We start from the raw sequence: 14,031 nt of genomic DNA on the forward strand, positions 1-14,031 counted from the left end.
GGAATTGAATCGAGTGGGCGCGGTGTGCACCCTTCCTCAACCCCGTCGATCGGGGAAGAGGTGTCGAGCGAAGCTCGACGGAGTGGGGGTCGGCTATTCATCAAGGCAATGATCAAAAATCGGTTGGCGCGCCGCCTTCGGACCGCCGCTTGGCGACGAAGGCGTTGAGTTCCTCGCGGATGGCCGGATCCATGTAGGGCTCTTCGTAGGACGCAAGCCGTTCCTTCCAGACTTTGTTGGCCTTTTCGAGCGCTGTCGGCGAGCCGGCTTCCGCCCAGGTCTCGTAATTGCGCCAGTCGGACAGGATCGGCGAGTAGAAGGCGGTCTTGTAGCGGTCCTGCGTGTGCTGGGTGCCGAAGAAATGGCCGCCAGGGCCGACGGACTGGATGGCGTCGAAGCCGAGCGCCTCCTCGGAAAGGTCGAGCGGGGTCAGGAATTCGGCCACCATCTGCAGCAGGTCGATGTCCAGAATGGTCTTCTCGTAGGAGCAGCGCAGGCCCCCTTCGAGCCAGCCGGCGGCGTGCATCATCAGATTGCCGCCGCCCTGGATGGCGCCCCACAGCGAGAACACGCTTTCGTAGGCCGCCTGCGCGTCGACCGTGTTGGCGGCGCAGGTGTTGGAGGTGCGGTAGGGTATGTTGTAGCGGCGGGCAAGCTGGCCACCAACGAGCTGCGCCTTCATGTATTCCGGCGTGCCGAAGGCCGGTGAACCGGACTTCATGTCGACATTGGAGGTGAAGCCTCCATAGCCGACGGGCGCGCCCTTGCGCACCATCTGCGCGAAGGCGATGCCGGCAAGTGCTTCGGCGTTTTGCTGCACCAGCGCGCCGGCGATGGTGACCGGCGCCATGGCACCCGATAGGGTAAACGGCGTCACGACCACGACCTGGCCCTTGCTCGACATCTGGATGATGCCTTCCATCATCGGCACATCGAGCTTGAGCGGCGAATTGGTGTTGATGATGGTGAAAACGGACGGCTCTTCGAGCAGCTGCTCGTGGCTGATGCCGCGCGCGATCCTGGCGATCTCGATGCCGTCGACATTGCGCTCCTTGCCGAGCGAATAGATGTGGAACACCTTGTCGGTGAGCACGCTGAGATCGCGGATGCATTCAAGGTGGCGGACGGATGGATGGATATCGGTCGGCTCGACCGGATAGCCGCCCGTGCAGTTCAAGATATTGTGCATCTGCGCGAGCTTGAGGAAATTGCGGTAGTCCTGCTGATTGCCAGGCCGGCGGCCACGATCGATGTCGGAGCAATTGGGCGCCGACGCCATCATCGAGATGATCACATTGTTGCCGCCGAAGCGCACATTGTGTGCCGGGTTGCGGGCATGGATGGTGAACTCCGACGGGCAATGCGACACCAGTTCCAGGATCATGTCGCTGTCGAAGCGCACCCGCTCGCCGCCATCGCGCACGTCGGCGCCATGCGCTTTCATGATGCGGCGGGCTTCGTCATGCAGCACGTCGACGCCGATTTCCCGCAGCACGCGCAACGAAGCGAGGTGGATCGATTCCAGCTCGTCGTCGGAGACCAGCCTGGTCGGCGTCAGCGGGTTTTTCAGCTGGCGGAAAGCCGGCTGCTCGAACGCGGCCGAGCCGCCGGCGCGCTTTCCGGCGCGGCCACCGCGACGGGCGCGATCGGTGGCCAATGCCGGTTCTGCTGGTTGTAGGGCGGCGCTCATGGTGGTCCTCGTACGATGCGATAGCGGGCGGCATAATGGACCGGCGGCTGTCCAGCCATTGCGGAGGCGGCGACCACTAGGGCGAGGGAAGCGACATACCGGAACGGCAGTTGCGCGGCCCCGATTGCGTTGCCCCGTTGGCGCAGGCGGATTTCGCTGGCCGGCCTTTCTTGTCGCTGTCGCCGGCTTTACGCTCTGTGCGGTGATCCTGCATGCCGTCTCATCAAAGCTCACCGGTTTCGAGATGACGGCCAGCGGCCTTATCGGGTTTGCCAAGCTGGCGCCGGCGCTGCTGCATGCCGTGCTGATCTCGGCCGCGGTCCAGCAAGCACCTATGCGCCGGTCCCGGTCTTCGGCGCCAGTTACGGCCTGGCGCAAGCCGTACTGGCCTCGCTGATGATGGCGCTTTCGCTGGGCAACATCCCGCTGCAGATCCCGCTCGGCCTTTCCGCTCGGACTGCCGGTCGTTACCGCCGGCCTCGACGCGGTGCCGGTGATGTTCGCGCTGTATCGCTCGTCCGGGCACCGAGCCTCCTGACAGGCCGAGCCTCCTGACAGGCATTGTCTGGAGCAAGCAGTTTTCTCCCGCCAGGGGACTTACCACCAGATGACGCAGTCGCTAATCCTGCAACCCCGATAGCGGTGCGCACAATGAACCTGGCGGAATCGAACGACGAGACGATGCAGTGGGCGGCGATCACGGGGGTGATCGCGACCGTCTCGGTGTTCGCCATCGCGCAGGGGCTGTCCTATCCGCTGCTGAGCTTCATCCTGCAGCGTCAGGGCGTTTCGCCGGCGATGATCGGCCTGTCTGCGGCGATGACGCCGATCGGCTTCATCGTGTCGTCGCCGCTGATCCCGGCGCTGGCGCGGCGGTTCGGGGCAGGGCGCACGGCGCTCATTTGTGCTGCTCTGTCGGCAATCGTGCTGGCGCTGATCGGCTGGACGCAGAACGTCTATCTCTGGTTTCCGCTGCGCTTCCTGATCGGCGTGGTGACCAATCCGCTCTATGTGCTGAGCGAGATCTGGGTGATCGCGCTGGCGCCGCCGACGCGGCGCGGCCGCGTCATGGGCGTTTATTCGACGATCATCTCGGCCGGTTTCGCGGCCGGGCCGCTGTGCTTGCTTGCCGTCGGCACGGAAGGCTGGCCGCCCTTCCTCGTCGGCATTTTCGCCTTCGTGCTGTGCGGCATCTGCCTGGCCTCGGTGCTGCAGCGCCTGCCAAAGGTCGACGAGGCGGGGAACCAGGTTTCGGTGCTTGGCTTCGTGCCGCTGGCCTGGCTGCTTTTGTTTGCCGTCATCGTGGCCGCCGGCTTTGAACAGGGGGCGCTGGCCTTGCTGCCGGTCTATGGCACCCATCACGGCATCACTGAAACCCGCATGTCGGCGCTGCTGTCGGTGATGATTGCCGGCAACATCGCCATGCAGGTGCCGCTTGGCTTGCTGGCGGAAAGGCTTTCCGCGCGCCTGGTGCGGCTTGTCTGTGTTGCCTTGACGGTGCTCGGCTGCGCGCTTTTGCCGCCGCTCATCGAGACGCCGCTGGTCTGGCCGATGATCTTCATCTGGGGTGCTGTTTCCTACGGCATCTACACGATGTCGATCATCGAGCTCGGCGAGCGCTTCACAGGCTCGACACTGGTCGCCGGCAACGCTGCGTTCTCCTTGATGTGGGGCGTCGGCGGCATCGCCGTGCCGCCGCTGGCGGGCGGCGCCATGGATATTCTGGGCGCCGGCGGGCTGCCGATCACGCTCGGCCTGATGTGCCTGGCGCTGGCGATCGCGAGCCTGGCTGGCCGGCGGAAAGCCTCAATCGTGCGTTGAACATATTGAATATCGGACATGGCATATCGATGTTGGCAATGCCAAAAGCGACGCGTTTATCGGAGACCTCATGACCAAGCCCATCCAAAAACCAAGATCCGCCACCGAGACCAACGATCCCTTCCTCTGGCTGGAGGACAGGACAGCCACGCAGTCGCTCGACTGGGTGCATCGCCAGAACGAGGTCACGGTTGGCGAGCTGCAGGGTGATCCATCCTATCAGGCGTCGTTCCAGACCGCGCTCGACCTGATGACGGCCGAGGACAACATCGCGGTCGGCGCCGCACGCAAAGGCCATGTCTACAATTTTTGGCAGGACAAGACCAATTTGCTCGGCCTCTGGCGCCGCACGACGGTCGCGTCCTACAAGACCGAGAAGCCCGACTGGGAAACGATCATCGACTTCGACCAGCTTGCGGCGAAGGAGGGGATCAAATGGGTGTTCAGCGGCGCCAGCCGGCTCTATCCGGACTTCAGTCGCTGCCTTGTCTCGATGTCGCCCGATGGCGGGGACGCCAGCGAGATGCGCGAGTTCGACATCGAAACCAAATCCTTTGTAGAAGATGGGTTTCGCGCGCCCGCATCCAAGTCGGGTTTCAGCTGGCTGGACAAGGACATGGTCATCGTTTCGGCGGCCTTCGAGGAAGCCGACAAGACTGAGTCCGGTTATCCACGCGTGGTCAAGCTCTGGAAGCGCGGCACGAAGCTCGAAGACGCGACACCGATCTTCGAGGCGCAGAAAGAGGATCTGGCCGTTGGCGCAGCTGTCGAGTTCGACGGCGACAAGCGCTATTTGATCCTGGCCCGGACGCTGAATTTCTTCGCTTCGCACATCTTCCTCCGGCTGCCTTCCGGTGAAAACAGACGTCTGCCTTTGCCGGACGACATGACCGACACCGCGATCTTCAGGGATCAGCTCGTCTTCGGCTTGCGCAGCCCGTGGACGGCGCCCGACGGCACGTTGTGCAAGCCTGACGGCCTCTATTCGCTGGATCTGGCGCACTGGGTCAAGACCGACGCGCTCGGCCCGGTGGAGACTTTGTTCGAGCCGGCGTATCGCGTTTCCATCGCCGGCATTGCCCGCACGCAGGACCGGCTGTTCATCAACCTGATGGACAATGTGCGCGGCAAGGTCGTCGTCTGCGAGCGGACCGATCGAGGCTGGTCGCTGAAACCGGTCGCGTTGCCCGAAAACGGCAATGTCGGCATCAGCCATGCCGAACAGTTCGGCTCGAGCGTTTCCTTCTCCTTCACCGATTTCCTGACGCCGAGCTCGATCATCTGGTCGGACGACAATGGCGAGACGCTGGCCACCGTGAAATCGCAGCCGGCGCGTTTCGATGCCTCGCCGCTGATCTCGGAACAGTTCGAGGCGCGCTCGAAGGACGGCACGATGATCCCCTATTTCGTCGTCAGGCGGCGCGACCAGAAGGGTCCGGTGCCGACGCTGCTCTATGGCTATGGCGGTTTCGAAGTGCCGCTGCTGCCGGGCTATGCCGGCGTGCGCGGCAGGCTGTGGCTGGAGAAGGGCAACGCCTATGTGCAGGCCTGCATCCGCGGCGGCGGCGAGTTCGGCCCGGCCTGGCATCAGGCAGCGCTCAAGGGCAATCGCCAGAATGGCTTCGACGATTTCGCCGCGGTTGCGCAGGATGTCGTTCGACGTGGGATTGCGACAGCAGCCTCGCTCGGCATCCAGGGCGGCTCGAATGGCGGCTTGCTGACCGGCGTTTCCTTGACGCAGCGCCCCGAGCTTTTCGGTGCCGTCATCATCGAGGTGCCGCTCCTCGACATGCTGCGCTACACCGAATTGCCGCCCGGTGCCTCCTGGATGGCCGAGTATGGCGACCCGTCGAAACCGGAAGACGCGAAGTGGCTTTCCGCCTATTCGCCCTACCAGCATGTCGATGCCGGTGCCGCCTATCCGCCGGTTCTGCTGACCACCTCGACCGCCGATGACCGGGTCCATCCCGGCCATGCGCGCAAGATGGCCGCGCGTCTGCAGGAAGCCGGTCATGCCAAGACGATGTTCTTCGAGGAGACAGAAGGCGGTCATGGCGGCCGCGGCGACCGCCGGCCGCAGGCGGCGCAGACCGCGATGAAATATGTGTTTCTACAAAGGGCGTTGAGCGGCGAAGCCTGACCTCTTTCCATGGCGCCGCCTGAGCAAAGGAGTGGTTCACCTCGACCGCCCTTTGCTCTAAGGTGTCTGCCATGGCTCTCGCTAGGCTATCAGCTCGTGCATTCCGGATCGCGGTGACACCGTCATCGCGCACGCTGCGCGCCGAGCTTTTGCGGCTGTGTGCCCGCATCGGTTATTCGCCACCTGCTTTCCTCTAACGCATTCGCCCGGCTTGGGCCGGATAGAATCCAGAGGAAAGATCACATCCATGACCTATCAGAATTATTCGCTGAAGCAGCTTCAGCAGATCGACGCCGCGCATCATCTTCACCCGTTCACCGACCACAAGGACCTGCGCGAGGCCGGCTCGCGCATCATCACCCGCGCCAACGGACCATTCATCTACGATTCCGAAGGGGCTGAAATCCTCGACGGCATGGCCGGGCTGTGGTGCGTCAACGTCGGCTATGGCCGTGACGAGCTGGCCGAGGCCGCCTATGTCCAGATGAAGGAATTGCCTTACTACAACTCCTTCTTCAAATGCTCGACGCCGACGCCCGTGCTGCTGTCCAAGAAGCTGGCGGAGATCGCACCGAAGAACGTCAGCCAGGTGTTCTACGGCTCCTCCGGCTCGGAAGCCAACGACACGGCGCTGCGCCTTGTCCGCCACTATTGGGTGCTGGAAGGCAGGCCGGAGAAGAACCGCATCATTTCGCGCAAGATGGCCTATCACGGCTCGACCGTTGCCGGTACCTCGCTCGGCGGCATGGATCCCATGCACAAGCAGCTCGGCGGCGCGGTGCCCAACATCGTCCATGTCATGATGCCCTATGCCTATGAACTGGCGCTGCCTGGCGAGAGCGATCATGATTTCGGCTTGCGCGCGGCCGGGGCTATCGAGGACGCGATCCTCGAAGCCGGTGCTGACAAGGTTGCCGCCTTCATCGGCGAACCGGTCATGGGAGCGGGCGGCGTGAAGATACCGCCGGCCAGCTACTGGCCGGAGGTACAGCGCATCTGCCGCAAATACGATGTCCTTCTGATGCTGGACGAGGTCATCACGGGCTATGGCCGCACCGGCGAGTGGTTCGCCGCGCAGACGCTCGGCATCGAGCCGGACACGATCACCACGGCCAAGGCGCTGACCTCGGGCTATCAGCCGCTGTCGGCATTGCTGGTCGGCGACCGTATCGCCTCGACGCTGGTCGAGAAGGGCGGCGAGTTCAATCACGGCTACACCTATTCCGGCCACCCGGTGGCCTGCGCAGTGGCGCTGAAGAACCTCGAGATCATCGAGCGGGAAGGGCTGGTCGACCGCGTCCGGAACGATACCGGCCCCTATTTCGCAAAGGCGTTGCAGGAGCGCGTTGCCGGGCATGATCTCGTCGGCGAGGTGCGTTCGATCGGGCTGATGGGGGCGATCGAGATCGTCAAGGACAAGGCGACCAAGGAGCGCTTCCTGCCGGCGGGAAGTGCGGCGGTGACCGTGCGCGACCATGCGATCGCGAACGGCATGATGCTGCGAGCCACCGGCGACACGATGATCCTGTCGCCGCCGCTGATCTGGACCCGCGATACGATCGATATGGCTTGCGACCGTATCTCGAAGGCGCTGGATCTGGCGCAAGCCGATCTGCGCAAGCGGTAGGGCTCGAGCCCCGACCGGGCGTTCCTCGGCGGGAGCGCCCGGCCTCGACAACTTGATCAAGCGATAAGGGAACGAATTTCCATCCCCAGCGCGTAATGTGTGGGGCAGCGGCTGATTCGGCCGCGACAAGGGGTTTGTTTTCATGAGAAAGACCGGCAACAGCCGACGGACGCAAGACGCGGCCAGCATCGGCGGTGACCTGATGCTGGCGCCTCTGGTGGCGATGATGCGGCTGCCGTTGATGGCGATGGATGGCGGGAGCAGCCAGCCATGGAATACGGAGACGGCGCGTGCGGTGAACGAGAAGACCGTCGCGATGGCCGAAGGCGCGTTCGCGGCGCAAATGTCTTTCCTGCAGTCGGCATCGCGGTTCTGGCCGGAGATATATTCCGGTCGCACCCCGTCTCTGTTCAACGGCGTTGCGGCGGAACGCTCGATCAGCGCCGCGCTGAAGCCGGCGAGCCGTGCCGTGAAGGCGAACTTTCGCCGGCTGTCCGACAAGACCTGACTGACGTTGCAGAACTTTGATTTTGCGCATCAAGCAGCGCATGCGCTAGAACCAGTCGGTACAGTTACCGAAGGGGGACACGATGGCCGGACAACCGCTCAACCAGCCGGCTGAAATTCCAGCCGAACTCGACCGCTGGAACTGGGGCGCCTTCTTCCTCAACTGGATCTGGGGTATCGGCAACAGCACGTTCATCGCGCTGCTGGCGCTGATCCCATTGGTCAACATCATCATGATCATCGTGCTGGGCGCGCGCGGCAGTCGCTGGGCATGGCGGAACCGCGCCTGGCGCGACGCGGAACAGTTTCGCAAGACGCAACGCAACTGGGCAATCGCCGGCCTTGTCGTGTGGGTGGTCGGGATCGGCGGCTGTGCGACGATGGTCGGCAGCATCCCCTACGTCCTGAAAGGCAGCGATGCCTATCACATGACGATGGACAGGCTCCGCGCCGACGACCGCGTCAAGGCCGCCCTCGGTGATGATGTGACCGACAGTTTCTGGGTCGGCGGCCATCTTAATGTGAATGCGAATGGGGCTGGTGACGCCCAGTTCAGCATTCCGGTCCACGGCGCCAAGGGCAAGGGCACCGCCTACTCAACCGCTGTCCGCACCGCCGGCACGTGGGGCCTGCGCCTGCTGGTCGTCAGGCTCGAGGGAGCCGATGCACCGATCGTGCTGATCAACGAAGATCATGTCCCGATCCCGAATGCGGCAATCGGAATATAAAACCAGACCGCGCGGATAAACCGGCGGAAACGCAAAAACCGCGCTCCATCGGGAACGCGGCTTTGCCAGATACGCATGGCGCTTCGCTACTCAAACACTTTGCGAAACCTACAGGCACTTGTCGAAACTTACGGGCTCCGGTACGCGAGACCTGATCCGGAGCGCCGGGCGGATGCGATATGTCCGCCTCGAAATCCGTTTTATAGGGACATCGTTACCGCAGAGTTATCGAGAGCTTAAGCAAATCTAAATTTACATTTTTTCTGCCGAAAGAAATCGTAAAAAGCGTGCCAAATCCGTCGGTTACGCTGAGTTACCGCGCAGAAAATTAATTATGCCGGAGAAATCGGCGCCGCCATGTCCCTGGGCGTTGAACAAGGCATAGAGCTGGGCTGCCTCGGCGCCAAGTGGCGTCACCGCGCCGGCGCTTTGCGCGGCTTCCTGGGACAATTTCAGGTCTTTCAGCATCAGTGCGGCTGCAAATCCTGGGTTGTAGTCCCTGTTGGCGGGCGAAGTCGGCACCGGGCCGGGCACCGGGCAATAGGTGGTCAGGGACCAGCATTGCCCCGACGAGGTCGAGGCGACGTCGAACAGTGCTTGGTGCGAGAGGCCGAGCTTTTCCGCCAGAACGAAGGCTTCGGCGACACCGATCATCGAGATGCCGAGGATCATGTTGTTGCAGATCTTTGCGGCCTGGCCGGCGCCGTCGCCGCCGCAATGGACGATGCGGCCGGCCATCGGCTTGAGAACCGGCTCGGCGGCGGCGAAGGCATCGCCGGAGCCTCCGGCCATGAAGGTCAGCGTGCCGGCCGCGGCACCCCCGGTGCCGCCCGAGACGGGCGCATCGATGGACAGCAGGCCGTGTTTGGCGGCAATGGCGTGCGCCTTGCGCGCCGATTCGACGTCGATGGTCGAGGAGTCGATGAACAACGCGCCTTTTTTCGCCTTGGGCGCTATGTCCTCATAGACCGACAGCACGTGCTTGCCGGCCGGCAGCATGGTGATCACCACATTGGCGCCCTTCACCGCGGCCGGTGCGTTGGCCATGACGACGACGCCATGCTCGCGCGCGACGGTCAAATTCTCCGGCATCAGGTCGAAGCCATGCACTTGATGCCCAGCCTTGACCAGATTGGCGGCCATTGGATTGCCCATGTTGCCGAGGCCGATAAAGGCGATGGTGGTCATAGTGGTGCTCCGAGATTGGCAGTAGACAGTAGGCAGTAGGCAGTAGGCAGTAGGCAGTAGGCAGTAGGCAGTAGGGCTGTCTATTCCGGCGTAAGTCTGACAATGAGTTGGCGAAGCATTTTGCCGATGCCCTCGGTGGATGTCAGCAAATGATTAGCTTGATCATGCGTGGCAAGCCCAATGCGTTCGGCGAGCTGGAGATGTGTCTCGAACTCCTTCAGCGAGCCTTGGGCTATCCGGAGAAACTGCTGATAAGAGCCTCTATTGTCTCGACCATAACCTTCGGCGATGTTTGCAGGGATAGAGGTCGCTGAACGGCGGATTTGGCTGGTCAGCCCATACAACTCCTCTTTTGGCCATGTCTTGCTCAAGGAATAGGTGGCGACAGCCAGATCCATCGCCTGCTGCCATACGATAAGATCCTTGTACGAATTGATCTTGCCGGTCATCTCGCTGCCTACTGCCTACTGCCTACTGCCTACTGCCTACTGCCTACTGCCTTCCAGTTAATGCCCGCGCGATGATGACGCGCATGATCTCGTTGGTGCCTTCGAGGATCTGGTGCACCCGCAGGTCCCGCACCAGCTTCTCGATGCCGTAGTCGTGCAGGTAGCCGTAACCGCCGAGCAGTTGCAGCGCGTCGTTGGCGACATTGAAACCGGTGTCGGTGACGAAACGCTTGGCCATCGCCGACCATTTGCCGGCATCCGGCGCCTTGTGGTCCAGTTTCGAGGCGGCGGCATAAAGGAAAATACGTGCCGCCTGCAGCTCCGTCTCCATGTCGGCCAACTTGAACTGCAAAGCCTGGAACTGGTTGATCTTCGAGCCGAAAGCCTTGCGCTCGGCGGTGTAGGCGAGCGCCTTGTCGAGCGCCGACTGCGCGCCGCCAAGCGAACAGGCGGCAATGTTCAACCGGCCGCCATCGAGCCCGGCCATGGCGATGCCGAAGCCGGCGCCTTCGCCGGACAGCAGATTTTCCGCCGGCACCTTGCAATCCTCGAAGATGACCTGGCGGGTCGACTGCATGTGCCAGCCCATCTTGTGCTCGTTGGCGCCGAAGGAGAGGCCTGGTGCATCTTTCGGCACGACGATGGTGGAAATGCCTTTCGGCCCCTCCGTGCCGGTGCGCACCATGACGGCGTAGACATCGCTGTCGCCGGCGCCCGAGATGAACTGCTTGGTGCCGTTGAGGACATAGTCGCCGCCGCTCTTCACCGCGCGTGTCTTGAGCGCCGCGGCATCGGAGCCGGAGCCGGGCTCGGTCAGGCAGTAGCTCGCCAGCCATTCCATCGAGGTGAGCTTCGGCAGGAAGCGCTGGCGCTGTTCGTCATTGCCGAAACGGTCGATCATCGACGCCACCATGTTGTGGATCGAGATGAAGGACGAAAAAGCCGGATCGGCATGCGACAGCGCCTCAAAAATCAGCACGGCATCGAGCCGGCCAAGTGCCGAACCGCCGACATCGTCCCTGATATAGATGCCGCCGAGCCCGAGAGGTCCGGTCTCGCGGATCACGTCGGCCGGGAAATGCTTGTTGCGGTCCCAGTCGAGCGCATTCGGTGCGACGCGGTCGGCGGCGAAGGCCTGCGCCATCTCCTGAATGGCACGCTGCTCTTCATTGAGTTCGAATTGGCTGGTGCTCGCATCGACCGCGGCGTCCATGGCGTGCTCCCTATGTGCTGGCCAGCTCGCTGGCCTGTCGTTTTTGGCTTTGCGCGCGCACCAATCTAGACCAATGATGCCGCCGCGCAACCCGACCCCATCAACCCGCCCATTTGGGGAGCGGCTGTGCACCAATGCATGTCCGGAGCAAGATGTGACGACAAAATTCGATGAACTGCTGGGACGCTTCCGCGCCTATCTCGCTTCCGTGGATAGCGCTCTGGTGCGCGATACCGTGGCGCGCATCGCCTGGGAGATGCCCGCCCGCACGCTGGAGCCGCATCCGCTTGCCTGCCTGCGCCATCTCGATCGCGCCGCCGAACTGGCGCCGCCGGATGCCAAGCCGCTGGTGCAATTGCTTGCCGAGCGTCGATTTGATTTCCGCTGGGGGCAGACCTACAGCGAGGCGGATTTCGGAGCGGAGTTCATCGACAATTACGGCTGGCTGGAAGTGTTCGGCACGCGTGGCCACTTCGCCAATGACGAGGTCGCCGCCGGCCTGCTGATCCTGGGGCCCGATATCGTCTATCCCGACCACCATCACGTCGCCGAGGAAATCTACATTCCGCTGACCGGCGGCGCCGAATGGCGGATGGGCGAGAGCGGATTTTGCATGCGTACGGCGGGCGAGGTGGTCCACCACGCTTCCAACGTCAATCACGCCATGCGCACCGGCAAGGAGCCGTTGCTGGCGCTCTACATCTGGCGCGGCGGGCCGCTGGCGCAGAAGTCCAATATCACCGGAACCGTGGCGCAGGGCAGGGACTGATGGCCAGGGCGATCATGCTGCAAGGCACGGGCTCGGATGTCGGCAAGACGGTGCTGGTCGCCGGCCTGTGCCGCGCGGCAAAAAAGCGTGGGTTGAAGGTGCGGCCGTTCAAGCCGCAAAACATGTCGAACAATGCCGCTGTCGCCGACATTCCGGGTGACAACAATGCCCGCGGCGGCGAGATCGGCCGCGCGCAATGGCTGCAGGCGATCGCTTGCGGCGTCGCTCCTTCGGTCCATATGAACCCGGTGCTGCTCAAGCCGCAGACCGATGTCGGCGCGCAGGTCGTCGTGCAGGGTAAGGTGTTCGGCGAAGCGCGGGCGCGCGACTACCAGGCGATGAAGGGCCGGCTGATGGACGCGGTGCTGGGCTCCTGGGGCAAGGTCGGCGAGGGCGCCGATCTCGTCATCGTCGAGGGCGCCGGCTCGCCGGCCGAGATCAACCTTCGCAGCCGCGACATCGCCAATATGGGCTTTGCCACGCGCGCCGATGTGCCGGTGGTGCTGGTCGGCGACATCGATCGCGGCGGCGTCATCGCGTCGATGGCCGGCACGCATCTGATCCTGCCGGAAGAGGACCGGCGCATGATCGTCGGCTATCTCATCAACAAGTTTCGCGGTGACGTTTCGCTGTTCGACGACGGTATCAGGTCGATCGAGAAATTCACGGGATGGCGCTGTTTTGGCGTCGTGCCGTGGCTCAAGGCAGCGGCACGGCTGCCTTCGGAGGATTCGGTCGTGCTGGAACGTCTGGCGTCCGGCGAGACCCGCGCGCTGAAGGTGGCCGTGCCGATGCTTGGCCGCATCGCCAATTTCGACGATCTCGACCCGCTCAAGGCCGAACCGCAGGTCGAGGTGGTGTTCGTGCCGCCGGGAAGACCGCTGCCCGCCGATGCCGGGCTGGTGGTCATTCCAGGCTCCAAGTCGACGATCGGCGATCTCCTGAAGTTCCGCGAGAACGGTTGGGATCGCGACCTTCTTGCCCATCGCAAGCGCGGCGGCCATGTCGTCGGCATTTGCGGCGGCTTCCAGATGCTCGGCCGTACCGTGCGGGATCCCGACGGCATCGAAGGCAGCGTCGCCGGGGCCGAAGGGCTCGGCTTGCTCGACATCGAAACCGTGATGGAACCGGAGAAGACAGTGCGCAACGTCAGCGCCCGCTCGGTACAATTCGACCTGCCGCTCGAGGGCTACGAAATCCATCTCGGCCGCACCACCGGACCGGATACGCTGCGGCCGTCGGCCGTCATCAATGGCATCGAGGACGGGGCTGTTTCCGCCGACGGTAAGGTGATGGGCACGTATATGCACGGGCTGTTTGGCGCGGATGCCTTTCGCGGGAAATTCCTCGAAAGCCTCGGCATAAAGGGCGGCGGTATCGACTATCGCGCCGAGGTCGAGCGGGCTTTGGACGAGGTCGCGGCCGAGTTGGAGACCCATCTCGACTGCGACGCGATCTTTGCGCTGGCGCGTTAGATCCGCCCATCACTTCGTCATTCACGGGCGGAGCAAGGAGGGTAGCGACGCGGCGCAGACCCGATGTTCCATGCCGCGACTTCAAAGCGTTGCTGCGCTACAGAATTCTGCTCCGCTGCACTGCGCGGGAACCGCCTGGGGACGGATCGGTCCTGCTCTTGCTGGGGGTTGCATCTCTACTGGAATCAAAAGCGCCCGGCTTTGGCCGGGCGCTCTCGTCCCCACTTCAAGGGAATATGTCAGGCGCCGCGCATCAAGCAGCCGCCGGCAAGCACGATGAAAGCGATAAGCACAATCCACACCGATGCGAGTGGAATAAACGCAAGAATGCCAAGCGCGGCGAGAACGCCGATGATGGCGATTACAACTGAAATGATAAAAACGATCTGGGTAGGTGCGCTAAGATTCATGTCTGGCTCCTCGC

Annotated in this window: 12 protein-coding genes; 7 read left to right on the forward strand and 5 right to left on the reverse strand. The window is 63.1% G+C overall.

The window, feature by feature from the left end; translation table 11 throughout:
- Window positions 1–112: 112 nt before the first annotated feature.
- Window positions 113–1,690, reverse strand: coding sequence for a trimethylamine methyltransferase family protein (locus NKH03_RS02830; RefSeq protein ID WP_352967030.1), 1,578 nt, complete (start codon window positions 1,688–1,690; stop codon window positions 113–115).
- A gap of 651 nt (window positions 1,691–2,341) precedes the next feature.
- Between NKH03_RS02830 and NKH03_RS02835 the strand changes: the two genes are divergently transcribed.
- From NKH03_RS02835 to NKH03_RS02855, 5 genes are all read left to right on the forward strand, one after another.
- Window positions 2,342–3,511: an MFS transporter gene (locus NKH03_RS02835; RefSeq protein WP_352867534.1), complete on the forward strand. Its 1,170-nt coding sequence runs from the start codon at window positions 2,342–2,344 to the stop codon at window positions 3,509–3,511.
- Between the two features lie 70 nt (window positions 3,512–3,581).
- Window positions 3,582–5,651 carry a prolyl oligopeptidase family serine peptidase gene (locus NKH03_RS02840; protein ID WP_352967031.1) on the forward strand — a complete coding sequence of 690 codons (2,070 nt, stop codon included), beginning with the start codon at window positions 3,582–3,584 and terminating at the stop codon, window positions 5,649–5,651.
- Between the two features lie 247 nt (window positions 5,652–5,898).
- The gene (locus NKH03_RS02845) at window positions 5,899–7,278 is read left to right on the forward strand and encodes an aspartate aminotransferase family protein (RefSeq protein ID WP_352967032.1); all 1,380 of its coding nucleotides are present in this window, start codon (window positions 5,899–5,901) and stop codon (window positions 7,276–7,278) included.
- Window positions 7,279–7,420: 142 nt separating this feature from the next.
- Window positions 7,421–7,786 carry a hypothetical protein gene (locus tag NKH03_RS02850; RefSeq protein ID WP_352867538.1) on the forward strand — a complete coding sequence of 122 codons (366 nt, stop codon included), beginning with the start codon at window positions 7,421–7,423 and terminating at the stop codon, window positions 7,784–7,786.
- 82 nt (window positions 7,787–7,868) lie between these two features.
- Entirely contained in the window at window positions 7,869–8,513 is a 645-nt protein-coding gene (locus NKH03_RS02855; RefSeq protein WP_352967033.1) for a cytochrome c oxidase assembly factor Coa1 family protein, read from the forward strand.
- A 303-nt stretch (window positions 8,514–8,816) separates the two neighbouring features.
- Here the strand turns inward: NKH03_RS02855 and mmsB are convergent, their stop codons facing one another.
- The 3 genes from mmsB to NKH03_RS02870 all read right to left on the reverse strand — a co-directional run bounded on the left by mmsB (window position 8,817) and on the right by NKH03_RS02870 (window position 11,363).
- Window positions 8,817–9,701, reverse strand: a complete 885-nt coding sequence (mmsB, locus tag NKH03_RS02860) for a 3-hydroxyisobutyrate dehydrogenase (protein WP_352967034.1) — start codon at window positions 9,699–9,701, stop codon at window positions 8,817–8,819.
- A gap of 80 nt (window positions 9,702–9,781) precedes the next feature.
- Window positions 9,782–10,150, reverse strand: a complete 369-nt coding sequence (locus NKH03_RS02865; protein ID WP_352867543.1) for a four helix bundle protein — start codon at window positions 10,148–10,150, stop codon at window positions 9,782–9,784.
- 43 nt (window positions 10,151–10,193) lie between these two features.
- A complete protein-coding gene (locus NKH03_RS02870; RefSeq protein WP_352967035.1) occupies window positions 10,194–11,363 on the reverse strand; it encodes an isobutyryl-CoA dehydrogenase in 1,170 nt (389 codons plus the stop codon).
- A gap of 154 nt (window positions 11,364–11,517) precedes the next feature.
- Here NKH03_RS02870 and NKH03_RS02875 point away from each other — a divergent pair, with 154 nt between their 5' ends.
- Window positions 11,518–12,132 carry a dimethylsulfonioproprionate lyase family protein gene (locus NKH03_RS02875; RefSeq protein ID WP_352967037.1) on the forward strand — a complete coding sequence of 205 codons (615 nt, stop codon included), beginning with the start codon at window positions 11,518–11,520 and terminating at the stop codon, window positions 12,130–12,132.
- Complete coding sequence (locus NKH03_RS02880) at window positions 12,132–13,607, forward strand: cobyric acid synthase (RefSeq protein ID WP_352967038.1); 1,476 nt, start codon at window positions 12,132–12,134, stop codon at window positions 13,605–13,607. The genes NKH03_RS02875 and NKH03_RS02880 overlap by 1 nt, the downstream gene beginning before the upstream one ends.
- Before the next feature lie 239 nt (window positions 13,608–13,846).
- Here the strand turns inward: NKH03_RS02880 and NKH03_RS02885 are convergent, their stop codons facing one another.
- On the reverse strand, window positions 13,847–14,017 hold the full coding sequence (locus NKH03_RS02885) for a hypothetical protein (RefSeq protein ID WP_023757712.1): 171 nt from the start codon (window positions 14,015–14,017) through the stop codon (window positions 13,847–13,849).
- Between the last annotated feature and the right edge of the window lie 14 nt (window positions 14,018–14,031).

This window comes from Mesorhizobium sp. M1406 (assembly GCF_040317555.1).
Lineage (GTDB): Bacteria > Pseudomonadota > Alphaproteobacteria > Rhizobiales > Rhizobiaceae > Mesorhizobium.

Coding starts and splice junctions, on each gene's coding strand:
- NKH03_RS02830 (WP_352967030.1), bottom strand. CDS start 1,690: ATGAGCGCCGCCCTACAACCAGCAGAACCGGCATTGGCCACCGATCGC.
- NKH03_RS02835 (WP_352867534.1), top strand. CDS start 2,342: ATGAACCTGGCGGAATCGAACGACGAGACGATGCAGTGGGCGGCGATC.
- NKH03_RS02840 (WP_352967031.1), top strand. CDS start 3,582: ATGACCAAGCCCATCCAAAAACCAAGATCCGCCACCGAGACCAACGAT.
- NKH03_RS02845 (WP_352967032.1), top strand. CDS start 5,899: ATGACCTATCAGAATTATTCGCTGAAGCAGCTTCAGCAGATCGACGCC.
- NKH03_RS02850 (WP_352867538.1), top strand. CDS start 7,421: ATGAGAAAGACCGGCAACAGCCGACGGACGCAAGACGCGGCCAGCATC.
- NKH03_RS02855 (WP_352967033.1), top strand. CDS start 7,869: ATGGCCGGACAACCGCTCAACCAGCCGGCTGAAATTCCAGCCGAACTC.
- mmsB (WP_352967034.1), bottom strand. CDS start 9,701: ATGACCACCATCGCCTTTATCGGCCTCGGCAACATGGGCAATCCAATG.
- NKH03_RS02865 (WP_352867543.1), bottom strand. CDS start 10,150: ATGACCGGCAAGATCAATTCGTACAAGGATCTTATCGTATGGCAGCAG.
- NKH03_RS02870 (WP_352967035.1), bottom strand. CDS start 11,363: ATGGACGCCGCGGTCGATGCGAGCACCAGCCAATTCGAACTCAATGAA.
- NKH03_RS02880 (WP_352967038.1), top strand. CDS start 12,132: ATGGCCAGGGCGATCATGCTGCAAGGCACGGGCTCGGATGTCGGCAAG.
- NKH03_RS02885 (WP_023757712.1), bottom strand. CDS start 14,017: ATGAATCTTAGCGCACCTACCCAGATCGTTTTTATCATTTCAGTTGTA.